This is a genomic window from Chryseobacterium sp. MP_3.2, assembly GCF_035984805.1.
Classification (GTDB): domain Bacteria; phylum Bacteroidota; class Bacteroidia; order Flavobacteriales; family Weeksellaceae; genus Kaistella.
The window spans coordinates 103,825-125,088 of sequence record NZ_JAXCHW010000002.1 but is presented as its reverse complement, the minus strand read 5'-3'; the positions used below and the strand labels follow the sequence as shown (position 1 = coordinate 125,088).

The window sequence follows — 21,264 nt, the reverse complement described above, 5'->3', positions numbered from 1 at the left end:
AATAAAAAACTTATGAGCACAGAGAAAAAAACCGCCGAGATCTTGGAATCCGCCGCAATCTTACTAAATGTTTATTCAGCTAAAGAAGTAGAGGATACTTTATTTATCGCCTTCGAGCGCGCCAATTTATTGAGCGACGGAGACCTTGAGCAAGATCGGGAAACCCGTTCTGCAATTCACACAGAACTCCGCGCTATTTTCCGCAATCTCGCAGATTGTCCTGAGCTCATTACCAAAATTAAAAATCAATGGAAACCCAATACTACAGAAATAACTTAGACCTACAAACGCTTTTTGATTACATAGAAGCAGATAGTCTCTGGACGAGAAATGAAGATATGATGATCCTGGTTGATGAAGATCGCCATGCAGAATATCCGTACAGTCCCACAATGTTTAGAGAAGTTCCTAACCCTTAAATAATTCCCGCTTCGGCGGGTTTTTTGGTTTTAATGTAACATGGCAATTGCCTAATCTTATCGTTTTTTGTTCTCACTATTATTGCAAACTTGATAAAAAAAGAGTCAATTATGAAAACAAAAGTTTTAGATTTTATTAAAAATCCACCGAAAGATCTTAGCGAAAAGTTCAATAAAGGGATTGCATTGGCCGTGGAGTCCAATATCCCCGTACAGCTGCTGAACCGCTATAACAAAAAAGGAGCTACAAAAGACAACGTAGAAAAAATTATCTACGAATTACAGCGTTTCCACACGATTTCTAAAGTAGAGATTGCTAAACACGTTCCTGCTGAAAAAGAAGTGGAAGCGGTTCCGGAAACTGATGTTCCAGACTTTAGAAAAGCTGCTGATCTCTCCGATGTTCAAAAAGATCCGTTTACCAATGTTTTGCGCGAAATGGATTCAGCTGCAAAATCCGGATTGCGATTTTCTACCCAATATCCATTTTTACAAGAGAAAGATGCTCCTGCAGAACTGAAAGCGATGACCGTAGATGCGCTTAATTCTTTCGATGGTTACAAAAAGAAACATTCCCAACTGTTTAAGGAGTTGGTGGATGTGGCGGAACCAAAGCTCAGCAAAGAAGAAGTTTTCAGCATTTCTAATGAACTCTTAGAAGATTTTGAAGAAAATAGAGCCGTTCATGCAGAACTGGAGCATTACCAGAAAAATAAAATTATTCTTGGGGAACATGAAGTTTTTGCGGGCTTGAAGCTGGAGCGTGAAATAGAAAAGATTCTTCCAGAAAAATTGGGACAGGCAAAAAGCAACATCGCTTCCAACATTACCAAAAAAAATAAACTCATAGAGAAGGAAAAGGACAAAGACCGCAAAGCAGATCTGCAGTCTCAAGTGGATTTCCTCAACAAAAAAAAGGAACTGGTAGAAAGCCGTATTAATGCAGGAAAATAAATTTTTCTCATTGAATGCCATTACAGAAACACCCGCCCAAAAACGGGAGGGTGTTTTCTCTACCTATCTCAATCATCATCTGGAGAAAATAAAGAAAGTAGAAGATCTTATCAGAATTCCGCAGGAAGGTGAAATCTTCTACATTTTTACAGAAAACGCCTTCAACGCTTTTACCTTCATCCCATTTATTGCAAAAAGATATTTTATTAAAGAAATTTTTGCCAGCACCTACTCTATTTCTCGCCGTGTGGTGGAAGCCTTGCAGGAACTGCAGCAAAGCGGAAAGGTAGGAGAAGTAACGCTTCTTATTTCCGACAGTATGATCAAGCGGAATCCAGTGACCATAGAAACTTTGGAAGCGGTGGTAAAATCCAATCCAAATTTTAAAACAAAATATTATTGGAATCACAGCAAAGTCACTTTGATCAAAGCAGTTTTAGAAGATCAGGAATTTAATTTAGTGATGGAAGGCAGCGGAAACTGGAGCGAAAACGCTCAACTGGAACAATACACAATTACCAATCACCCGGAAGTTTACGACTTCTACAAAACAATGTTTGAAAAATGAAAAATTACGTAGAAATAAAATCAATCGAATTTAACGATATCAATAAAAGAATAGAATCAAGAAATTATCCTGAAAGTGGACTCTATTTTTCGAAGTTCGCAGTCGATAACGAAGTTACCCTATTTGATCTTGCAATGGTGAATAGGGATAATAACACAGTCGTTTTCCTTTGTCCTGCGGATGTTTTTAAGACAGAATTTAAATTCGAAAAAATTGATAAAGTTGAAATCGAAACTTTAGTAGAAAAAAATAATTCCTTGCTAGATGAAAATGATATATTACGGCAATCTTATTTTACAGCAGAAAAAAAACTGAAAATAAAAGATGATATACTCCCATCAGTTTTACATTCAGAAAACTCTGGTATTTCAGAAGGTTTTGTTTTGAGTCTCGTTAAACTTTTAATCGGAAATAAAATTTAAAATGAATACAGAAACTCCCCAACCACATCCCGGCTTAATCGATCTCACCCTTCTGGAACTTGAGCTTTTAGAAAATAAAAATAAGAAAGTTCGAATTAATCTAAGAGAGACCAATTTCATCGAAAAACATAAGATGAATAAGAAGCCGAAAAAAACAAAAAAAAGAATAATCGCCTGGAGCGGTTCTAAATTCATCAGATAAATGCTCGCAATTTCCGTAAGGCTTTCCCAGGAAGAACTGGAACAGATAGAAACTCTCGCCGGTGCCGGTTACGGTCCCGAAAAAATTGCGGTCTATCTTGACGTTCCCGTAAAAGATTTTCTGAAGGAGTGGCGAAACGCAGAAACCCTGGTGCATTTTCATTACAAACGCGGTGTTCTAATAGTAGATGCAGAAGTGGGAATGAAGCTCGCGCAAAATGCCCGCGAAGGAAATATTACTGCAGCGCAACAATTGGCAAAAGTAAGATGGGAACAATACCTGAACGATTGCAAAAACCAAATATATTTTAACGGTGGAGTGGACGAAATATGACATAGCTAATCTGTACGAATGGGCAGAAATGGGAATGCCGAAAATGGTAGATGAAAGTTTTGTGAAGTATGTGAACATGCTTTCCAAAATTTACAATATGCGGATGCGTTTCGACCTCTATGGCGAAAAGGATGCAATCATCAATCATTTGGTCTCTTTTGAAGCTGATCTAAAGGGAAACCGTTTGCAGGCCCTGAAACTCTTCAATGAAAGCATGGAGTATTTCTACGGCTCCACGGATATTACCAAAAAAGCACACCTCAATAAATATGCAGATGATCTGGACAGAGATATTGCACTCGCAAGAAAATTGGTGCAAAATGTTAATGACCTGGAGAAAGTTGGGAAACTCGTGAAATACGCTGCCGAAATTCGGGAACGTGCCAATCCGGATGATAATAAGCTACCCGATGAAATGTTCAACAAACCTTTCAAAGTGTACACATTCGATATGAATCATTTTGACAGTGAACCCAACGAAAGTTTGGAAGATACCGAAAAATGGATCGATGAAAAGATTCAGAACATGACGCCAAAAGCGATTGAAAGAATAAAGCAGGAGGCAATGATCAATCTTCCGATCAAGGTATTTATGGATGACACCGATAACCCGCGAAAAGAATAATGAAAAAATCCATTATTTCCGTAAAAGAACTCGGTGATACGGAATTTCGTTTCTGTTCCTGGCCAAAAATGCTCGCCGATATTATGCAGCCAAAAAATCTCTTTTTGGTTCTCGGCCGTGGTACCGGAAAAACCACAGATATTTTGGCAGAACGAACAATGGATATTTGTTTCGAAATGCCTGGTTGTTACATCGCAATTGTTGGTGATACCTACACGAATCTTCTTAAAAACGTAGTTCCTTCCATCATCGAAGGTTGGAACAGAAAAGGCTGGATTGAAGGAGTTCATTATGTGGTGGATGAATCCCCGCCAGATTTCTTTAAAAAACCATACAAAGCGCCGCAAACTTACAAGCATACCATTTCCACATTTACGGGGAATTTCTTCAATTATGTTTCCATGGATGCGCCAAGTTCCGGTGCGGGTAACTCTTACCAACATTTGGTTGGTGATGAAACAAAATATTTAGAAAAAAAGAAAATTGACCGTTTGTTTCCTGCGCTTCGTGGGGATTCTACAGTTTTCGGCAGATCTGCATTTTTCCGGGGTGCAACCTTTACCACGGATTATCCGAACATCATCATGCCGGGAGAATATGACTGGATCCTGGACCGCGAAAAAGATATGGATAAAAAGCAGCTGCACTATCTGCTCAATATTTCCATGGAGCTGAATAAAGCGAAATCAGACTGGATTCGGTACCGCCGGAAACGCAATGTTTCATTGGTGAAAAAAACCGAAAACCTTATTAAAAAACTTTCTGTAAAATGGCAGGTTGCACGGCAAGACAGTACGTTTTTTTATGTGGTTTCTTCCTTTGCAAATTTGAATGTACTGCGGTTGGGATATTTTGAAACGGCATTACAGTCTTTGGGTGTTGAAGAATTTAATACTTCCGTTGGCTCTATGCCGCCACAGGTAGAGAGTGGTCAAAAATTCTACGTTGGATTTGATGAAAACCTGCACGTGTATGAAGATGGCGTGATGCATGATTTTTATCTGCGCTACAGAACAGGCGACCAAAACGCAGAAACGACCAGTGAAGCCCTGAAATATTGCAATACGAATTTACCCTTAGAAATTGGGGTGGATTTCGGAGAAATGCTTTCTATGGTGATCGGACAAACGAAAGGTTTGGATGTTCACGTTTTGAAGGATCTATTTGTTTTGGGAAAAGGTGGAACTCGGGAATTTGCAAATAAATTTTTGGAATTTTTTGCAGGGCATCGAAACAAAAGGATTATTATGTACTACGACCGGGGAGGAAATCAGTACGAAAGTTCTGGAAGGGATTGGGCAGGCGAAACAAGAAAGTTTCTCGAGACTTATGAAGATGGCAGTAGAACAGGTTGGAGCGTGCAAATGATGAACCGCGGTCAAAAAACAATTTACCAGGAAGATGAATTTAAGCTATGTAAAAATATTTTCTTAAAGACTTTCCCGAAACTGCCTAATCTGCTTTTCGACAAATACCAGTGCCGCCATCTGATCAGTTCTATGAACGTCGCCAAACAAATCATCAAACCAGATAAACGAGGAATAAAACGCCTGCATAAAAACAAATCTTCGGAGAAATTACCTTTAGCAAAACGGCCTATGTTTTCCACGAATTTGAGTGATGCTTTTAAATATTTTATCTACCGCCCTGAATGGGTGAAGCAGCAGAATGGAAGAGAAGTTTTGAACATGGGAGATCCGGAGTTGGTGTAGAATATTTTTGTAAATTTGAGTATGCAAATATTTGAAGAGTTTTTAGAAGATCTTAAGACAATGGAACCGATTCCCGAAAAATATTCCCTTGGAATATCTGTTGATCGAGAATTATTTTTCTATGTCTTTTCACGATACGGCAATCATCAAAGTCAAATTTTGCTCATGAAAGAATTTAAAGATGAAGTGAAATTTAAATATGAAGTTGAAGCTTTAAGTAAAATATTTGAATGTAAGGTCTATTCAGACACTTATGATTTGTTAAAATTAAAATTATAAGAAATGAGCAATAAAAAAAGGATTTCAAAAAAAATTAAAAGCATTACCCGTGCTAATTTTTTGACACGATATAAAGTTAGATTTTATAAAAATTAGCGTTTTTATATTTTAAAATTTAACAACATTTTAACATTTTTTTACTTTGTTAGTATGTTTAAAAAACATATCTTTGTTGTATTAATAATGAGAGGGACTGCAATCCCAAGTCTAACAAAATAAATATTTAAGATTATGAAAACTACTACTGAAATCTTCGAAGCAAACCAAGTATTAACTTTAGCAATCGCTAAAAAATTAATCGGTAAAACAATTGCCGTTACCAATCCTGAATACTCAGGAAATAGCGCGCTCGTAAGAACCGGTAAAATTATATCCATTAAATCAGAATGGGATATTGCTGGAAACGAAGATCATTCTCATTTGGATGGAGGGAAATATGCTACTCGTCAAGATTATTTGAAATCTTATATGGAACCTATTCAAATTGAAGGTTGCAAAAATAACATGAAACTTGTATCTGATAATGTTTTATATGCTACATGTGATTTATTAGATAGATGGACTTTTACTGAGCCTACATTCTACGGTTCTGATTCTGATAGAGAAATTTACTACATTGTTTTAGACTAATGAAAAAAATAAAAGTGGTTTCGGTAAGACTTAAAACTCTTACCGAAATTTCTCTAAAGTGCTACAAAGCCGCAGATTGGCAAGGTAATTCTGCACTTATTCCCAAATCCCAAGTTTTCGGGCAAGATTGCGATGTAATTAAATGTGACGCTTATTGGATTTCGGAATGGTTTGCCAGAAAAGAAGATTTCGACTTAATGATTTCACTCAAAAAAATAGGGTGGTATAATCCAAATTCAGGAAATGTAGAACAAAACTTTGAAATAATTGTTGAACATCATTCCCCTGCCAAAATATCTCCTTTAGAAAATAATACCATAGAAAAATTAAAGAAATGAGTTTATTAATTCAGCAAGAAAAAGCATTAATAAAACAACTGCCAAACAAAGTGGGTGCGTTGTTTATGAAGATGGGAACTGGTAAAACTCGAGTAGCTTTGGAACTGGTAAACGCCGTTCCGGAAATTAGATTAGTTGTGTGGATTGGTCCACTCCGAAGCATAAAACCGATAGACGAAAGTATTCCCTCAATTAAAGATGAGATTGCCAAATGGGGCGGTTTCAATGCGCCAGAAGTTATTTATATGGGTGTAGAAACTTTGCAATCTTCAGATAGACAATTTTTGCAACTGTTTAATAAAATTAGAAATTCTTTAGACACATTTCTCATCGTAGATGAAAGTATTAAAATCAAAAACCACGATGCAAAGCGCACCAAACGGCTTTTAGAAATGTCTAAATGGTGCGAATATAAATTGATTTTAAATGGTGAACCTATTACCAGAGATTTAATTGATCTTTGGCCACAGTTTGAATTTCTTGCGCCTGAAATTCTAAATATGGGTTTGGCAGAATTTAAAAATACTTTTTGCAAATACACGACTATTACCAAGAATTTCGGCGGTTATAAAAATTATGTAAAGGAATTTATTACCGGTTATGAAAATATAGACTATCTCTATTCTATGATTGGCGAGTATGTTTTTGAATGTGATCTGGATTTGAATATCAATCAGATTTTTGAAACAGCAAACTACCAACTTTCTGATGAAGAGCAAAAGAATTATAAATATTTAAAAGAAAAACATTTAGATGATGAAAAACTCATGGCGATGAATAATAATATTTTCCTAGAAATGACACAGAAAATGCAGCATGAATATTCTTTGTCTGAAGGTAAATTTGAAGCCGTAAAAAACTGGATTACCGATGAAAGCAAAACGATTATCTTTTGTAAATATATTGCAAGTGCGAACGAATGCCGGAAACAATTCCCAAAAGCAACAGTTCTGAATTATAAGACAGGATCTATGAGTCTGAATTTACAAGACCGTCCGCACACGATTTATTTTGACCAAACTTTTGATTGGGGTGATGTGATCCAGAGCCAACATAGGAACTACCGAACAGGACAAAGTGAAGATTGTCGGTATTTAAGATTAATAGGAAATGTAGGTTTAGAAAATCTTATTTTTGAAAACAATAAAAAGAAACTTGGAATTTCCGAGTATTTCAAGAAAATTAGTAGAGAACAATTACAAGAAATATTATGAAAAATAAATTTATAAGCCCAGTCTATAATATCATTGCCGTACCACTGGAAAAGATGGAAGCCAATGATTACAACCCTAATCATGTAGCAAAAAGAGAAATGGATTTGCTTTATCAATCTATAAAAAGCGACGGCTACACAATGCCGATTGTTTGTTTTTATGATAAAGAACGTGATAAATACGTGATTGTAGATGGGTTTCACAGATATACAATAATGCTGCGTTATAAAAATATTTTTGAGCGGGAAAATGGAATGCTCCCAGTGTCTGTGATTGACAAAGATATTAGTGATAGAATGGCATCTACCATTCGTCACAACCGTGCGAGAGGAAAACACGAGGTAGAATTGCAAGCTTCATTGGTTGGAATGCTAAAATCTGGTTGGGACGAAATTAAAATAATGAAGGAACTGGGTATGACTTTGGAAGAAGTTCAAAGGTTAATTGGTATCAAAGGAATTGCAAGTGAAATAATGGGCGTTCCTTATTCGATTGAGCGACAAATAAAAGAAGTGGAAGAAGATATAAATCCAGAATTAGACTAAAATGGCAAGAACGGTAGTAAGAGGGACGATTGATGTTTTGGCCGCTGTGATAAAAAGAATAGAAATATTATTTGATAATTACGATAATGTTTCTCTTTCTTTTTCTGGCGGAAAAGACAGTACGGCTTTATTTCATTTGGTAAATGCCGAAGCAAAAAAGCGAGGTAGAAAATTTATACTTTATTTTCAGGACCAGGAAGCGGAATATCAAGGAACGATTGATTTTGTAGAATGGGCAATGTTGCAACCCAACGTAATACCGCAATGGTATCAAGTGCCTATTTTTATGACCAACGCTGCGAGTCATGAACAATTGTTTCTTTGGGCATGGGGAGAAGGAGAAGAGTGGGTAAGAGAAAAGCATCCTTTGGCGATTCATAGTATTGAAAATAAATATCCGAAAAGATTTAATAAGTTCAACCTTTGGGTTGGGCAGAACCTGCGGAAATTAGAAGGCACTTGCGTTTCCATTATTGGCTTGCGTGCAGAGGAAAGTCCGGATAGAAGATTTGTAATGTTTGGCGAAGATTCTGATCTGTTTTGGTTGCGAAGAAAAAACGAACCGCACAAAGCTTATCCTATTATTGACTGGCGATATACAGATATTTGGAAATATTTAATTGAAAATAATTTACCGTATAACAAAGTGTATGATAAAATGTATATGCTGGGTGGAAATTTGAAATTTTTCAGAGTTTCAAATTTAGTACATGAAAAAGCATTTAGATGCCTTGCAGATCTTCAAGAACTGGAACCAGAAACTTATGATAAATTAGAAAAAAGATTAAAAGGCGTGCATACTGCTGCAATGTATGGCAAAGAAAACTTAATTTATTCTATAAAAAAACTGCCCGAAAACTTTAAAACGTGGAAGGCGTACAAAGATTTTTTATTAAGTTCCATTCATCCAGATTTAAAAAGAATGTTTGAATATCAGTGGAGCAGATTTGGAGATACAGAAGATGTTGCAGCCAATAAATATATGGTAAAAAGAATTTTACTTTGCGATTGGGAAGGGAATATAACCTGGAGTAGAGATTTTGAATTTAATTATTCCAAAGATCAGATTTTATTTAAAAATAAATTAAAGCGAGAAGATGAAATTATAAAAAAGTGGACCCAACTTTTATAAAAAAATCCCCATCACAGACCTGCAAGTCTCCGGGGATTGTTAAATAAACGTCTAACGAAATATTTAAGTAGAGCAAAATTAAACAATTAATACTTAAATATGGAAAAGCAATTTATTAGCAACGGAGAAACCTCTGTTGAAATTACAAAATTTCTACTTTGCGTAGACAAAGAAAATAATGAACTTTACGTTTTGCATCGGGAATTTCCTGCGTGTTTAATCTATGTAGAGCAAACAAAAACGCCCATAAACTTTGTGGTATTTGATCTTTATGAAGAAGACCAGAAAAAATCTACAGAAGTTTTAACATCTGATTATTTTAAAAAAGAATTGCGAGAATATTTTATTTCTCAATCTGTTTCAGAAAATTTAAACTAATGAAAATAGCCGAACTTATAAAAGCCGAAAGAAAAAAAGCCAATCTTACGATGGAAGAACTGGCGAAAAAACTAGATCTAGCAGGAAAAGCCACAATCTATGATTATGAATCTGGAAGAGTATTGCCCTCATTGCAGGTATTAGAAAAAATGGCAATGGTGTTTGGAAGTAAACTGGAGATTAATTTTAAAAAATAAGTATTCCCGCAAGCGACCAAAGGAAGCGCAGCGGAAAAATTTTTTATCCGTTTGTAAACGGATATAAATGACAAAAACCGCCTTACTTGGCGGTTTTTTTTATGCGGTCGATTTTATTTTATTATAAAGTTCCCGTGAAATGGATTTTTTAAGTTCCTGCATTAGATTTTTAATTTTATCCTGCTGCTGCAACTGGGTTTCTATCTTCCTAATCTGCAAATAATGTTCGTTAATTATTTTGTTTTCGTGGATAGCGTTTTTCAAAATGGGGAAAATAATATTTTTGTATTCGTGCAAAGCGATAAAAGGAATCACGGATCCCCGAAAAAAGGGTGCTAAAATTTTACTCTCAAAAACGATGTACAAAATTTCAAAATCTGCGCTTCTCTCGGTCCGAACTTCCCAACAATTGGGAAGTGGTTTTTTTAGCGGTCGCCCTGCGTTAAATCCGTGAGACTGAATATAAAAAACGGTTTCGCCTTTCTTCGGTTCTGCGGATGCTCCGTTGTAAGTTTTAATTTGCATTTTTAATGATGATTTGATTTTCTGAAATTTCAATTTTTACACTTTTGCCAATTTCAAAACCTGCATTTTTTAGCCATTGCCCAGAAATATTGATTTTTGGAACGGCTTTTTTATTGGCGAACAGGTAAGAGATTTTTAAAATCTTAAAATTCATAATCCGCAAAATCTGAAAGTTCGTGAGTGTTCCAAAAAATAAATTGCTCTGCAATATATTCTGCGCGGTCTGGTTTGTTGATGCTATCTTTTTTAAAATAGCGGTAATCTACCCAGTTGAAAAGTTTAGAAAATCCTTTCTTCTCTAAAATCTGATAAACTAAATCAGATAATTTTTGTAAATTTGTCTCCGTTGCATTCATAATGATTTGTAAAAATTGTTTGGATGAAAAACCCCTCTCGCTCGTCACAGCTTGAGGGATTTTTTTTTAAATGTGGAAAGTCAGAATTTGTTCTTTACTTTCTGAAACTAGATGACTAAGTTTTTCAGAACATAGATTTAAAACTTCATCGATCACGACAGAATTTGAAATTTCAAAAATTTGTCCGTTGTCATTTGAAATCTGAACTTTTTCTTTTAATCCGTCTCTTCCAATCATAAAGGAATTTAAATCATCTTCTTTTTCCGTTAAAAATCGGTGCTTCTCTGCAATCTTTAAAAAATTTTCGCCATTACGTATTCTCTGTTCTGCCGTAACTGGTTCCAAAATTTTCGCTAATGCTTCTTTTTTCTCTTGGATTGCGCTTTTCTGCTTATCCTGGGTCTGTTTCGAATTGGCAATATTGCCAATTGGTTCTGTGGCGGAAGTTACTTTCTTCGCTTCGGTGCCTTTGGTTGCTAAGTCGTTCATAATCTGTTACTTTAGTAATATAAAGATACAAAATAAATTCCTAAAATACGTCAATTGACGTATTAAATATATGCTTTAAATTGTTATTTATTTTGATTATAAATAGTTATAAATCAGATGCTTAAATTCAAAAAAAGCATTACAAAAATTCAGTAAAATTTGTTAAACCACTGAAAACCAACGGAAAAACCTAAATAATTAAATTATGTGGTTTTTCTGTCTGTCTTGGACTCCGACGCCGCCGAGAATCGTAAATGCAGTTGCCAACGAACAAAAAAAGCGGAAATATGGCAATACACCCCACCAATAGGACGTTTTTAAAATTTTTGCATCAAAATTTTAAAATCACCTATCACATAATATCCGTTGGCAATTGCACCAACTAAAAAAATCTTGAAATTTTTAATGTAACGTAGGTCTTCACCGTCCAGCAGTAATCTTGTGCAAACATTTGATAAGATGGCAAAGGTGATATCCGATGAGATTCTAAAACTCAAAATTGTAATTAATGGTGATGAAGCTCAGAAGCGTGTTCTCGATTTAGAACTTGCTAATAAGCGGTTGGGCATCACTCTGAAAGATTTGCAGCAGAAGCAGCAGGTTCTTTCCAGACAACGGAAGAAAGATTCTGATGAGTATAAAGATAATCAACGAGCTATTGACACGCTAACAAAGGCGATGTCAAACAATCGTAAGGAGATCGATAATGAAGTACGTTCAATGAACATCATGTCCTTGACGATGGAGCAACTCAAGAGGCGAGCAAGTGAACTGCAGTTCCAATTGAATCATATGAATCCAAACTCTGCGGAGTATACTCAGGCATCTACCCAGTTAGGAGAACTGAATGGTCGTATGACTCAGCTTCGAACTGGTGCCAATGCATCCTCTCTGTCAATTCAAAATCTTGCAGGTAAGTTCAATCATTACTCAGGCATTGTTGCAGGTGCTTTAGCTGTCATGGCAGGTGTGGCCCTATCCGTTAAATCAACCATAGATCTTAACAATAAGTTAGCAGACGCACAGACAACAGTTGCCAAAACTACAGGGATGACTAATGAGGAAGTTAAGGAGCTCATGCGTACATACAGTGATTTCGATACCAGAACCTCTAAGATGGATCTCCTAAAGATATCGGAAGTAGGTGGTCGCCTAGGTGTGCCGAAAGCTGAGATTGCACAGTTTACGCAAGAGGTGGATAAAATGTATGTAGCATTAGGAGATAGCTTCGAGGGTGGTGTAGAACAGGTGGCAAACCAAATGGGTAAGATCAAGAACTTATTTCGAGAGACTAAAGATCTTGATATCCCTACTGCCTTCAATCAGATTGGATCTTCTTTAAATGAATTGGGTGCAAATGGTGCCGCATCTGAGGCAAATATCGCAGACTTTACCCTACGAGTGGGTGCGTTACCAGATAATTTAAAACCATCCATCGCTGAAACATTAGCATTAGGTGCAGCCTTTGAGGAAAGTGGTATTGATGCCGAACGTTCCGGAACTGCTTACTCTTCCTTTGTACGGATGGCCGCTAAAGAATCTGCAAAGTTTGCGGAAGTGATGAACATTACCCAGAAGGAAGTTGAGGAGCTCATCAACAAAGATCCGATGCAATTCTTCTTAAAATTTGCAGAAGGTGCAAAAGGATTGGATACCACCGAGATGGCAAAAATGCTGGACTACCTAAAATTAAATGATCAGTATGTTATTTCAATTTTAGGTGCCGCTTCGGAAAACACTGATCGATTCCGTAAAACCATTGCTTTATCTAATGATGCATTGCAAGAAGCTACATCATTGACAGAAGAGTTTAATAAGGTAAATAACAATTCGGCTGCTATTTATAATAAGGTACAAAAAAGCATCATAGGTGCTTTTACTAGCGATACTGTTGCGAAATTTTTAAATTCTGTTATTAGTGGATTTGGAAAACTAATTGGTGCTGTTGATGATTCCGAAGGTGTAGTTAGTATGTTCGGTTCAGCACTATATGTTGTAATTAAGATTTTAGCAGTAGCAGTTGTATCAATATTTTCATTTAACACCGCTATATCACTCTCCACTTTATTAACTACAGGTTTAACTGAAAAAACGGTTTTATTCAATATTGTCCAAAAGACCAGATCAGTTCTTACTGCCGCTCAAACTATTATACAAAGTTTGTGGAATACAAGTATCGGGGTAGGTGCAACGGTTTTAGGACTATTCACCAACAATACTAAATTACAGACAATTGCTCAAACGCGATTAAATGCAGTAACCAGTGCTAATGCCATCGGTGCTATGATTTCTTTAATTATAACAGCTGTAGCCGTTTACAAAATTTTTATCCAAACTACCGATTACGCCGCTGATTCTAAAAAAAGATTAAAAGTAGCCTTTCTCGAATCTGCGGAATCTGTAGCGAAAGAAAGATCTGAGTTGGATAAATTATACAAAGCAGCTACAAATGCTGCAGCGGGAAAAGATGCTCAGAGAAAAGCGGCAGAAAAATTACAGGAATTATATCCAAAGATGTTTGCAAACATTTCCACTGAGGTCATTATGAATGGTAAAGCGGAAAAATCATATTTGACCCTAAGAGATGCTATTTTATCTGCTGCAAAGGCGAAAGCGGCACAAGGTGAAATAGACAGAAGAGCTGCTGAAGATTTAAAAGAGGATATGGAATTGCAGGAAAAGTTCGATTCCGCAATCGAGCGATATAGAAAACCGGAAAAACAAACCATTAGAGGCGTTGGCAGCGGTGGATTAATGGGAGGTGGACAAAGTGATTTATATTTAGATGAAAAAGATTCAAAAGAATTAGCCAAAAAACAAGCTTATGCAGCTTTTCAAGAGATGAAAGCAAAAGCGAAATCCAGAAAGGAACGTGATGCATATCTTTTTAAATTAGTAGAAAAAGAAGAGAAAAAAGGAGCAGTTGCAGGAGGAAAAGATCCATACAACACCAATGTCGGCGGCACCGAAGATAAAGCAGATAAAGCGCCTCGTAAAACTGATGCCCAACGTGCAGCAGGATCTTTGGCTAAAAAATTCGAATCCGAAAAAGAAGCGATGTTGAAAAATGGGGAAACGGCAAAAGCTTTGGCGATTCAGTTGGAGATTGATCGACAAAACGCCATCGCTGATTTAGAAACGGATTGGTACACCAGAGAGTATTTGCAGATCAAAGCAGACGGATTAGCTGTTGTTGCAGAATTGGAGAAAAAGCTGATTACTGATGAAGAATTTAAAAAACTGAATTTAATCATTTCCAAAACAAAAGGCTCAGAGCGTGCAAAATTCGAAACAATTCGGGAACAGTGGATGGATAACAATGCGGTTATTGAGGATCTTAAATTAAAAGCTGAGGAAACAACCTTTATCAAGATCCAGACTTTAAACGAAAAACTGTTCAAAGAAAACCTGAAAAAAGAACAGGAAGATCTTCAAGCGAAGATTGAAGCAAACCAAAATGCAGTTAACGAAGCTTTAGCCAATAATTCCAATGTAGATCAGTTAAAAAATTTCCTTAAAAGTCTCGGCTATTCCGATGAAGCATTAGAAGCAATCAAGAGTTGGAATGAGGGCAAACAGGAAGTTGAAAAATATTATCAGCAAAAGTCCTTAGATGAGCAAATCCGCTTTTTAAGGGTTAAAGTTGAAGTATTAAAAGCTTTAATGATTGCTGATCCTACTTCCTTTGGACCCGCACAGATAAAATTAATTCAAGATTTTGCTAATGAACTTAATAAGCTGGAAGCTGCAAAAAATGGACTTGTAAACGGTAAAACTAATGAAGGCCCCAATTTTTCCTCGCTAAAACAATTTGGCGCAGACAACGCAGATTTATTAGGAATGAATCGCGAGCAGTGGGATGCAATGTTTGCAAGTACCACCGATTTAGCCACTAATATTAATAAAGTTGCAGCCGCACTCCAGGTCGCTCAAAATATGTTTGCGCAATATTCTGCTTTCGTTCAGGCAAATGAACAGGCAATGCTACGAAGAATGGAAGCATCGTCTGAACGTAAACAGCGACGGTTAAAAACAGAATTACTGAACGGACAAATCAATCAGGAGACGTATAAAAAATTAACCATTGCAAATGAAATTCAGCTTGAAAAGAAGAAAGCTGAATTGGCTTTAAAATCTGCGAAGAGAGAACGTGCAATGAATATCGCATCTGCAATCACTGGAACCGCTGTTGCTGTTGTAGGGGCTTTAGGGAACAAACCATGGACACCTTTTAATATTGTTTTAGCAAGTTTAGTCGGTGCAATGGGTGCACTACAGTTAGGAACAATCTTATCTCAACCACTTCCCGAAGCAACCGGAGCAGAAGATGGCTTATATCCTGTGATGCGGAAGCAGGATGGAAAAGTATTCAACAGCCGAAAAAGAAAATTAGTTTCCGGAATGTATAATGAACCTACTCTTTTAGTCGGCGAAGGTGGGCGAAATTATCCAGAGATGGTTATTGATGGACGTACCATGAAACGCCTGAAACCAACCACCGTGCAAACTTTAACCTCAGAAGTCGCTCAGGCAAGAGGTTTTGAAAATGGGATGTATAAAGAAAACGCTACATCATCCGGAAGCGATGAAATGATGATCATGATTGTAAATGCGCTCAATGAAAATACCGCGGTAATGCGAGAAATCAAAGATTATGGAATTGTCGGCGTATTTGATACAGGACCGCGAACCGGTAAAAATCTAAAGAAATCCCTGAAGTCCTTCGAAACTTTAGAAAACAACAGTAAACATTAAATTATGCCAGCAATTAGCAAAGTAACTCCAACGTCTCAAACCATCTATTGGGACAGAACCGGCGCAATTCCTTCCATAACTCCGCTCGACGTAATTGTGATGGAAAGCGAAACCGTAGAATATGTGCAGTTTTATATAGATAGAATTTCTGGAAACGTCGATTGGTTAACTTCTGAAAATTTGGGAGAATATTTACCGCTAGGTGGCGGTTTAATTCCTCTCAATTTAATGAATTTGGATCAACTTTATCCAGGGAATTATCAAAGCAAAGTAGATGTCTTTATTTCAAATTCCTTAGGATTCGAAAAACAACTAACCTCAATTGTTAACCTTAATATAACAGGAAATCCACCTATTGCAATTACCACGGATAAAACAAATTACGATGTTGTTTACATCCGGAGTACAAATGCTTTTTCTGGAGACACTGATATAGATATTGTTAATAATACCGATGGTTCTAATATAGAATTTTCCACCATCGGCAACTTATTTAAAGAAGGAATTGCTACTTCGGCGATTATTTTGGAAGAAGATCCGGCTTTTCCCTTTTCTACCAATGCCGAATTACCTGCAGCTGGAATTAAAGTGGTGAATTGCCGTTTAAAAAAAGATGGAGTTTACGTTTATAACTTTACGGTAACGATCGCAGTTATTGAAGATGATGAAATCATTACGGATCCTGAATTTTTAGATTTTAAATTAAGAAAAGGATATAATGAAACGCAGTCCAAAGTTGTGCAGATCATTAATCCACTCAATAAAAATTTCACGATTACGGGACCTGATTGGCTGAATTTTGATGTGACCGCAGGAAACTCCACCCTCAATCTAACAGTAACTACGGATAATTCCGAAATGGTTCCGGTAGGTGTTTATTCGGGAAATATCCAAATTGCTTACGACGGCAAAATAGCAGTGGTTCCAGTGACGCTTCTGGTTGTGGAATTTATTTCAATTCCCGATCGAAATTTTTGTTTAGATGATATTATTCTTACGGCAACAAGACAAAATGAAACTGCGAAAATTTTAAGGATTACCATGACCGCAACTTTTCACACCAATGAAAAACAAGTCCAGAATCTAATCACCTATGATGTAATGTATCAAAATGGCTTCGTGAAAACTGATATTGGTACCAAAGTTCACAGAATGTTTCCGCGCAACCGAAAAAGCTCTTTTCTACTCCCCAAAACGAAACCTTTCGAAAATATTTTGGTTTACAAACCTGCGCAGATCATTTTAAAAATTGAAGAGTTGGATATTAATTATGTGGTAAGTAAAACGGTCAATTTACCCGCGCTTTATCTTTACCCCGGAAAGAAACCGAAAATGTATCCGCTTTTCACCAATCATAATATAAGACGGCGCGTTGATCAGTCGGCTTATATTTTTTCCTATATGGCGAATCTAATAACTCCCGCAAACATTGTGGGAAGTGCAGCACCTTCAAATCCTGTTATTTCGGGCGAAGTCTACACGGTGAAAATTGAAGACTCTGATAATTTGATCACCTGGACCGATAAAAAAACGATCCTCGGTGTAGATTATTATAAATTGAAACAAAGCGAACCGATTCAGGTAGAATGGCAAAATCAGAACCTGGTACCGGAATGGTTCTGTTTTACCGGAGAATTCACTAAGACTAAAGACAAAACGCATATTTACCAGGAGAATTCCTTCACCGAGAATATTGAAAAAATGGAGGTCAGAAATTCCCGACCTTTTAAATTAAATACTGGATTTATTTTAAAAGCTGAAGCAGCTCTCCTTGACGAACTGATCGATTCTAAATTATGTTTTTTAAAAATAGAAGGCAAAACGTTCGAAGCTTTTGCGATCTCCAATAAATTTATAGAAGAGGATTCTGCTCTGGAGCTTTATCAGTATGAAGTTGAATTTTTAATCATTAAGGAAATATGAAAACAATATTTTTAGCAGAAAGTGGAGCGGCTCTGGACATCTCAAAACAAAAGATTTCGGTTTTAGAAAGTAATTCCAAAGTGAGTGATCAGTCATTTTCTAAGATCATGTTTCCCTTTGAAGCGATTGTCGATGAAAACTTCATTGAAGAATTTGGTGATTTTGTGAGCTATGAAACTACGGATCTGGAAACAAAAGTTCTGGGTAATTTGGAATTTGAAGGAAAAATAAGTACTTCGAAGTTAGATATTATGAGTATTGAAGGATTAAATGTCACGGGACAAATTTATTATGGATTAGAGGAAGTTCCCAACTTCGAAAAGAAACTTTCGGAACTGCCTTTGGAAAAGTTTTCCGTAGATGACATCCATATTTTTGCAAAGCAAATTTGTGAAAAGAAATATCCGGAGACTAATTTTAATTTTCCCCGAATGTTTACGCCTAAATATTCGCCTGATGATAGTTTATGGGATGCTTTCAACGGGTATTACAATGACATGAATCCGGCAGGAACAGAAATGCTTCGGAATTATATTGATGGCGCCGGGGAAATATTTAATCAAAATGTGATTCACGCATGTCCGCATTTGCTTTATCTTTTGAAAATGGGATTTCAAGATGGCGGATATGGATTAGCTGGAGACATTCTCACCGATCCTGTCTTAGCGCAGAGATGGGTTTTTTCCGGTACCGAATATTTTTCGAAACTGACGCAGCTGCGGAATAATATTTCTTTAACCTGTAATGATTATATCCGTATAGAGACCGCTGGACAAATGAACGGGGCTGAATATGAAGCAAATTTAAGTTTGTTTAAAAAAGGAAAATATAAAGTCCGCGGCACGGTAAATTTATATTGGTCTCGAAAAGTAATGAAGCACGTTTCTTTTGATTTGTATCTTAATGATGTGAAAATTTTAAACAAAACGGGCAAAAATGATATTGAAACAACATTTGATATTACAATTAATACCACCGAAGACAACGCCGTTTTGCGATGGGAAGGAAGATCCGCCTTTAAAACCGGAGAGTTTTTTAATGTGCTGCAGTTAGAAGCGATCGGTGAATCTTTAGAAGTGACGAATAATCCTGGCGAAGATGTTGGTGTTATTACGAATTTAAATGAAATTGATTTGGCAAAAGCAGTTCCCGAAATGACTTTTGGAGAATTGGTGAACCGCATTAAGAACTGGCTCAACTATGACATTGAAGTAAAAAACAAGGTTATTTACATGAACAAAATTGTAAATTCTGTGGTGACCGAAGGAAAGAATTTTGAATTTGCAGAAATTTTGCGACCAAAACGACGTTTTCTTTCCGGTAAATCTTTTCTTCACAAATTCTCGGATCTCGATAATGATGTGAAATTAAACTCCATGTTTTACGATAAAGATGGCGCGTTACTTAATGGAAAAGAAAAGTTGGACACTAATATTATTGAAGTTAACGGTTACGCAATGCCAGTTTCTAAAGAGAAAGAAACGGCACCACTTACCGCAAAAGTAATGAAGGATTCCACAGACACCCTTGCTTTGGTTTGGTATGATGGTTTAACCGCAGGTCAAAATAACGCGAAAAATCCCGAAGGATGTAATCACCCGGAATTATTTGCCAATAATTGGGAAGCGTGGCTAAGACAAAGGATTAGAGGACAGGAATACGATTGGTCTTTTAAAGTTTCAATTGAAAAATTATCTCAATTTTCCGTTAAAGATTATATTTTTTGCTACAATAATCTGCACATTATAAAAAATTGGACAAAAGATAAAACAGGTGATGATACTTACGAAGTACAGATCGTTACGGAAACGGTCATTTAATCATCCAACAAAAATACCGACTGAATAGCTTCTGCTTCCACGATGTGAACATATTGCATCGTGGTTTCTATGGAAGAATGACCAAGAAGAACCTGAAGTTCCTGAACGCTCCCACCTTTTCTTAAGAAATTGGTTGCAAAGGTATGTCTTCCGACATGCATGTAAATTGCGGTTTTTATTCCACATTGCGCCGCGATGGTTTTTAGTTCGCGATTGAGAACCTGCTGTTTCGGAAATTGAATAAATAAACGCGGTTCTGTTTCGATAAGAAGTTTTGCGGTTCGGTTCAACTGTATTTTCTGAATCTTATTTGTTTTGATGGTGGTGAATTGAAAGGTTTCTTCCAGTAATTCTTTTCGTTTTAATTGTTCAATATCACCAATCCGCAATCCAGTATTACAAGCAAAAAGAAAATATCCTAGGGAAAGTCGATGATTTTCTTTGATGAATTCACTTACGAAAAAAGCCTGCAGTTTTCTCACCTGTTCAATATTAATGTTAATTCTATTTCCCGCAAGACTTCCCACCTTTACCATTTCTAAATTGATGTTCAGAACAATTCCATATTTAGAAGCAATATTTAAATAATGCTTAATGATTTTGATATTTGAATTAACAGTCGTTGCAGCGTTTCCTATTCTTGATAGATGCTGTCTGTATTTCTCGATGAATTTAAAGTCAATGTCGGTGAAGGGAATTACTGCCGCAAAATCAACCAATTTTTTATAAACTGATTTGTGTTTTTTGAGTGTATTAGCATTGTTCACCCGCTCGGTAATTTCTTTGATCATAAATGAATTGAAATCAAAAGAAGGAGTCTCGCTAAAAAACTCTTTTAAAAAGTTATCCATTCCCACTTCTTTTTTTGTCAGAAAATAAAAAGTTTTGATCTGGGTTGCCTTTGCGCAAAAATTTTCCAAAACCAAATTAATATGATCGTCAGTTTTTGCGCGTTGCTTAGTTTGGTCCCAATTGCAGGGCTTTACAAAATAACCGGTGGGTATTCTCTCCCGCAGTTTATTGATGGTAACAGAAAAAAAGATTTGGGTTGTTCCCTCGGCGTTTAAATAACCGTGGAGATAAAATCGGGTTTTCATTGAGCTAAATTTATTTTTGCGGCTCAATACTAAAATTGGAAGATCTGTATTCATTCTCAAAAGTTTGAAGAATTTGACACAGAGGAAATGAGTTGGGACAGTTTTGGGACAAAAACAAAAAAAAGGATAGTTTTTGCCTTTATATAGAATCCCGATTGATGGGGAATCTGGCTAAAAATACTATCCTTTTTGTTAAAATTGTGGTCTCTCCAGGAATCGAACCAGGGACACATGGATTTTCAATCCATTGCTCTACCAACTGAGCTAAGAGACCTTCATTAATTGAGTGGTGCAAAAATAGGAACTTTCTTCTAATCTCACAAATGATTTAGGAGAGAATTTTCTGCAAAG

The 21,264-nt window shown here is 36.4% G+C and carries 25 protein-coding genes and 1 tRNA gene; 20 read left to right on the top strand and 6 right to left on the bottom strand.

Going from position 1 to position 21,264, the window contains the following annotated elements; genetic code table 11:
* Positions 1 to 12: 12 nt before the first annotated feature.
* The 17 genes from RCH13_RS04670 to RCH13_RS04590 all read left to right on the top strand — a co-directional run bounded on the left by RCH13_RS04670 (position 13) and on the right by RCH13_RS04590 (position 9,948).
* On the top strand, positions 13 to 279 hold the full coding sequence (locus tag RCH13_RS04670) for a hypothetical protein (RefSeq protein WP_326986071.1): 267 nt from the start codon (positions 13 to 15) through the stop codon (positions 277 to 279).
* Positions 249 to 419: a hypothetical protein gene (locus RCH13_RS04665; RefSeq protein ID WP_326986070.1), complete on the top strand. Its 171-nt coding sequence runs from the start codon at positions 249 to 251 to the stop codon at positions 417 to 419. The genes RCH13_RS04670 and RCH13_RS04665 overlap by 31 nt, the downstream gene beginning before the upstream one ends.
* Before the next feature lie 111 nt (positions 420 to 530).
* Positions 531 to 1,373 (top strand): hypothetical protein, encoded by an 843-nt coding sequence (locus RCH13_RS04660; RefSeq protein WP_326986069.1) that lies wholly within the window; start codon positions 531 to 533, stop codon positions 1,371 to 1,373.
* The gene (locus tag RCH13_RS04655; RefSeq protein WP_326986068.1) at positions 1,360 to 1,941 is read left to right on the top strand and encodes a hypothetical protein; all 582 of its coding nucleotides are present in this window, start codon (positions 1,360 to 1,362) and stop codon (positions 1,939 to 1,941) included. The genes RCH13_RS04660 and RCH13_RS04655 overlap by 14 nt, the downstream gene beginning before the upstream one ends.
* Positions 1,938 to 2,363, top strand: a complete 426-nt coding sequence (locus tag RCH13_RS04650) for a hypothetical protein (protein ID WP_326986067.1) — start codon at positions 1,938 to 1,940, stop codon at positions 2,361 to 2,363. The genes RCH13_RS04655 and RCH13_RS04650 overlap by 4 nt, the downstream gene beginning before the upstream one ends.
* Position 2,364: 1 nt before the next feature.
* A complete protein-coding gene (locus tag RCH13_RS04645; protein WP_326986066.1) occupies positions 2,365 to 2,565 on the top strand; it encodes a hypothetical protein in 201 nt (66 codons plus the stop codon).
* Entirely contained in the window at positions 2,566 to 2,898 is a 333-nt protein-coding gene (locus tag RCH13_RS04640; protein ID WP_326986065.1) for a hypothetical protein, read from the top strand. It abuts the gene before it with no gap.
* A complete protein-coding gene (locus RCH13_RS04635; protein WP_326986064.1) occupies positions 2,879 to 3,523 on the top strand; it encodes a hypothetical protein in 645 nt (214 codons plus the stop codon). The genes RCH13_RS04640 and RCH13_RS04635 overlap by 20 nt, the downstream gene beginning before the upstream one ends.
* The gene (locus RCH13_RS04630; protein ID WP_326986063.1) at positions 3,523 to 5,235 is read left to right on the top strand and encodes a hypothetical protein; all 1,713 of its coding nucleotides are present in this window, start codon (positions 3,523 to 3,525) and stop codon (positions 5,233 to 5,235) included. The genes RCH13_RS04635 and RCH13_RS04630 overlap by 1 nt, the downstream gene beginning before the upstream one ends.
* 21 nt (positions 5,236 to 5,256) lie before the next feature.
* Positions 5,257 to 5,514, top strand: coding sequence for a hypothetical protein (locus RCH13_RS04625; protein ID WP_326986062.1), 258 nt, complete (start codon positions 5,257 to 5,259; stop codon positions 5,512 to 5,514).
* A 231-nt stretch (positions 5,515 to 5,745) separates the two neighbouring features.
* Positions 5,746 to 6,144 (top strand): hypothetical protein, encoded by a 399-nt coding sequence (locus tag RCH13_RS04620; RefSeq protein WP_326986061.1) that lies wholly within the window; start codon positions 5,746 to 5,748, stop codon positions 6,142 to 6,144.
* Positions 6,144 to 6,482: a hypothetical protein gene (locus tag RCH13_RS04615; RefSeq protein ID WP_326986060.1), complete on the top strand. Its 339-nt coding sequence runs from the start codon at positions 6,144 to 6,146 to the stop codon at positions 6,480 to 6,482. The genes RCH13_RS04620 and RCH13_RS04615 overlap by 1 nt, the downstream gene beginning before the upstream one ends.
* Positions 6,479 to 7,696, top strand: coding sequence for a DEAD/DEAH box helicase (locus RCH13_RS04610; protein ID WP_326986059.1), 1,218 nt, complete (start codon positions 6,479 to 6,481; stop codon positions 7,694 to 7,696). Before RCH13_RS04615 ends, RCH13_RS04610 begins: the two co-directional genes overlap by 4 nt.
* Positions 7,693 to 8,241 (top strand): ParB N-terminal domain-containing protein, encoded by a 549-nt coding sequence (locus tag RCH13_RS04605; protein WP_326986058.1) that lies wholly within the window; start codon positions 7,693 to 7,695, stop codon positions 8,239 to 8,241. The genes RCH13_RS04610 and RCH13_RS04605 overlap by 4 nt, the downstream gene beginning before the upstream one ends.
* Position 8,242: 1 nt before the next feature.
* Positions 8,243 to 9,373 (top strand): phosphoadenosine phosphosulfate reductase domain-containing protein, encoded by a 1,131-nt coding sequence (locus tag RCH13_RS04600; protein ID WP_326986057.1) that lies wholly within the window; start codon positions 8,243 to 8,245, stop codon positions 9,371 to 9,373.
* Positions 9,374 to 9,472: 99 nt separating this feature from the next.
* Positions 9,473 to 9,751: a hypothetical protein gene (locus tag RCH13_RS04595; RefSeq protein WP_326986056.1), complete on the top strand. Its 279-nt coding sequence runs from the start codon at positions 9,473 to 9,475 to the stop codon at positions 9,749 to 9,751.
* Complete coding sequence (locus RCH13_RS04590; RefSeq protein WP_326986055.1) at positions 9,751 to 9,948, top strand: helix-turn-helix domain-containing protein; 198 nt, start codon at positions 9,751 to 9,753, stop codon at positions 9,946 to 9,948. The genes RCH13_RS04595 and RCH13_RS04590 overlap by 1 nt, the downstream gene beginning before the upstream one ends.
* Before the next feature lie 99 nt (positions 9,949 to 10,047).
* Here the strand turns inward: RCH13_RS04590 and RCH13_RS04585 are convergent, their stop codons facing one another.
* The 4 genes from RCH13_RS04585 to RCH13_RS04570 all read right to left on the bottom strand — a co-directional run bounded on the left by RCH13_RS04585 (position 10,048) and on the right by RCH13_RS04570 (position 11,318).
* The gene (locus RCH13_RS04585) at positions 10,048 to 10,473 is read right to left on the bottom strand and encodes a DUF6943 family protein (RefSeq protein ID WP_326986054.1); all 426 of its coding nucleotides are present in this window, start codon (positions 10,471 to 10,473) and stop codon (positions 10,048 to 10,050) included.
* The gene (locus RCH13_RS04580; protein ID WP_326986053.1) at positions 10,463 to 10,627 is read right to left on the bottom strand and encodes a SymE family type I addiction module toxin; all 165 of its coding nucleotides are present in this window, start codon (positions 10,625 to 10,627) and stop codon (positions 10,463 to 10,465) included. The genes RCH13_RS04585 and RCH13_RS04580 overlap by 11 nt, the downstream gene beginning before the upstream one ends.
* A complete protein-coding gene (locus RCH13_RS04575) occupies positions 10,617 to 10,829 on the bottom strand; it encodes a hypothetical protein (RefSeq protein WP_326986052.1) in 213 nt (70 codons plus the stop codon). Before RCH13_RS04575 ends, RCH13_RS04580 begins: the two co-directional genes overlap by 11 nt.
* Before the next feature lie 66 nt (positions 10,830 to 10,895).
* The gene (locus RCH13_RS04570; protein ID WP_326986051.1) at positions 10,896 to 11,318 is read right to left on the bottom strand and encodes a hypothetical protein; all 423 of its coding nucleotides are present in this window, start codon (positions 11,316 to 11,318) and stop codon (positions 10,896 to 10,898) included.
* A 459-nt stretch (positions 11,319 to 11,777) separates the two neighbouring features.
* Between RCH13_RS04570 and RCH13_RS04565 the strand changes: the two genes are divergently transcribed.
* From RCH13_RS04565 to RCH13_RS04555, 3 genes are read left to right on the top strand one after another with little or no spacing between them, the layout of a single operon-like run.
* Positions 11,778 to 16,073: a phage tail tape measure protein gene (locus RCH13_RS04565; RefSeq protein WP_326986050.1), complete on the top strand. Its 4,296-nt coding sequence runs from the start codon at positions 11,778 to 11,780 to the stop codon at positions 16,071 to 16,073.
* A gap of 3 nt (positions 16,074 to 16,076) precedes the next feature.
* Complete coding sequence (locus tag RCH13_RS04560) at positions 16,077 to 17,996, top strand: hypothetical protein (protein ID WP_326986049.1); 1,920 nt, start codon at positions 16,077 to 16,079, stop codon at positions 17,994 to 17,996.
* Positions 17,993 to 19,816 carry a hypothetical protein gene (locus tag RCH13_RS04555; protein ID WP_326986048.1) on the top strand — a complete coding sequence of 608 codons (1,824 nt, stop codon included), beginning with the start codon at positions 17,993 to 17,995 and terminating at the stop codon, positions 19,814 to 19,816. The genes RCH13_RS04560 and RCH13_RS04555 overlap by 4 nt, the downstream gene beginning before the upstream one ends.
* Here the strand turns inward: RCH13_RS04555 and RCH13_RS04550 are convergent.
* Together RCH13_RS04550 and RCH13_RS04545 are read right to left on the bottom strand one after the other, a co-directional pair.
* Positions 19,813 to 20,913: a tyrosine-type recombinase/integrase gene (locus RCH13_RS04550; RefSeq protein ID WP_326986047.1), complete on the bottom strand. Its 1,101-nt coding sequence runs from the start codon at positions 20,911 to 20,913 to the stop codon at positions 19,813 to 19,815. The genes RCH13_RS04555 and RCH13_RS04550 overlap by 4 nt on opposite strands.
* Positions 20,914 to 21,114: 201 nt before the next feature.
* Positions 21,115 to 21,187, bottom strand: a tRNA-Phe gene (locus RCH13_RS04545).
* Positions 21,188 to 21,264: the final 77 nt, after the last annotated feature.

What these genes read in the sequence shown, in the direction of transcription:
- RCH13_RS04670 (WP_326986071.1), top strand. Translation starts at nt 13, where the DNA reads ATGAGCACAGAGAAAAAAACCGCCGAGATCTTGGAATCCGCCGCAATC.
- RCH13_RS04665 (WP_326986070.1), top strand. Translation starts at nt 249, where the DNA reads ATGGAAACCCAATACTACAGAAATAACTTAGACCTACAAACGCTTTTT.
- RCH13_RS04660 (WP_326986069.1), top strand. Translation starts at nt 531, where the DNA reads ATGAAAACAAAAGTTTTAGATTTTATTAAAAATCCACCGAAAGATCTT.
- RCH13_RS04655 (WP_326986068.1), top strand. Translation starts at nt 1,360, where the DNA reads ATGCAGGAAAATAAATTTTTCTCATTGAATGCCATTACAGAAACACCC.
- RCH13_RS04650 (WP_326986067.1), top strand. Translation starts at nt 1,938, where the DNA reads ATGAAAAATTACGTAGAAATAAAATCAATCGAATTTAACGATATCAAT.
- RCH13_RS04645 (WP_326986066.1), top strand. Translation starts at nt 2,365, where the DNA reads ATGAATACAGAAACTCCCCAACCACATCCCGGCTTAATCGATCTCACC.
- RCH13_RS04640 (WP_326986065.1), top strand. Translation starts at nt 2,566, where the DNA reads ATGCTCGCAATTTCCGTAAGGCTTTCCCAGGAAGAACTGGAACAGATA.
- RCH13_RS04630 (WP_326986063.1), top strand. Translation starts at nt 3,523, where the DNA reads ATGAAAAAATCCATTATTTCCGTAAAAGAACTCGGTGATACGGAATTT.
- RCH13_RS04625 (WP_326986062.1), top strand. Translation starts at nt 5,257, where the DNA reads ATGCAAATATTTGAAGAGTTTTTAGAAGATCTTAAGACAATGGAACCG.
- RCH13_RS04620 (WP_326986061.1), top strand. Translation starts at nt 5,746, where the DNA reads ATGAAAACTACTACTGAAATCTTCGAAGCAAACCAAGTATTAACTTTA.
- RCH13_RS04615 (WP_326986060.1), top strand. Translation starts at nt 6,144, where the DNA reads ATGAAAAAAATAAAAGTGGTTTCGGTAAGACTTAAAACTCTTACCGAA.
- RCH13_RS04610 (WP_326986059.1), top strand. Translation starts at nt 6,479, where the DNA reads ATGAGTTTATTAATTCAGCAAGAAAAAGCATTAATAAAACAACTGCCA.
- RCH13_RS04605 (WP_326986058.1), top strand. Translation starts at nt 7,693, where the DNA reads ATGAAAAATAAATTTATAAGCCCAGTCTATAATATCATTGCCGTACCA.
- RCH13_RS04600 (WP_326986057.1), top strand. Translation starts at nt 8,243, where the DNA reads ATGGCAAGAACGGTAGTAAGAGGGACGATTGATGTTTTGGCCGCTGTG.
- RCH13_RS04595 (WP_326986056.1), top strand. Translation starts at nt 9,473, where the DNA reads ATGGAAAAGCAATTTATTAGCAACGGAGAAACCTCTGTTGAAATTACA.
- RCH13_RS04590 (WP_326986055.1), top strand. Translation starts at nt 9,751, where the DNA reads ATGAAAATAGCCGAACTTATAAAAGCCGAAAGAAAAAAAGCCAATCTT.
- RCH13_RS04585 (WP_326986054.1), bottom strand. Translation starts at nt 10,473, where the DNA reads ATGCAAATTAAAACTTACAACGGAGCATCCGCAGAACCGAAGAAAGGC.
- RCH13_RS04580 (WP_326986053.1), bottom strand. Translation starts at nt 10,627, where the DNA reads ATGAATTTTAAGATTTTAAAAATCTCTTACCTGTTCGCCAATAAAAAA.
- RCH13_RS04575 (WP_326986052.1), bottom strand. Translation starts at nt 10,829, where the DNA reads ATGAATGCAACGGAGACAAATTTACAAAAATTATCTGATTTAGTTTAT.
- RCH13_RS04570 (WP_326986051.1), bottom strand. Translation starts at nt 11,318, where the DNA reads ATGAACGACTTAGCAACCAAAGGCACCGAAGCGAAGAAAGTAACTTCC.
- RCH13_RS04565 (WP_326986050.1), top strand. Translation starts at nt 11,778, where the DNA reads ATGGCAAAGGTGATATCCGATGAGATTCTAAAACTCAAAATTGTAATT.
- RCH13_RS04560 (WP_326986049.1), top strand. Translation starts at nt 16,077, where the DNA reads ATGCCAGCAATTAGCAAAGTAACTCCAACGTCTCAAACCATCTATTGG.
- RCH13_RS04555 (WP_326986048.1), top strand. Translation starts at nt 17,993, where the DNA reads ATGAAAACAATATTTTTAGCAGAAAGTGGAGCGGCTCTGGACATCTCA.
- RCH13_RS04550 (WP_326986047.1), bottom strand. Translation starts at nt 20,913, where the DNA reads ATGAAAACCCGATTTTATCTCCACGGTTATTTAAACGCCGAGGGAACA.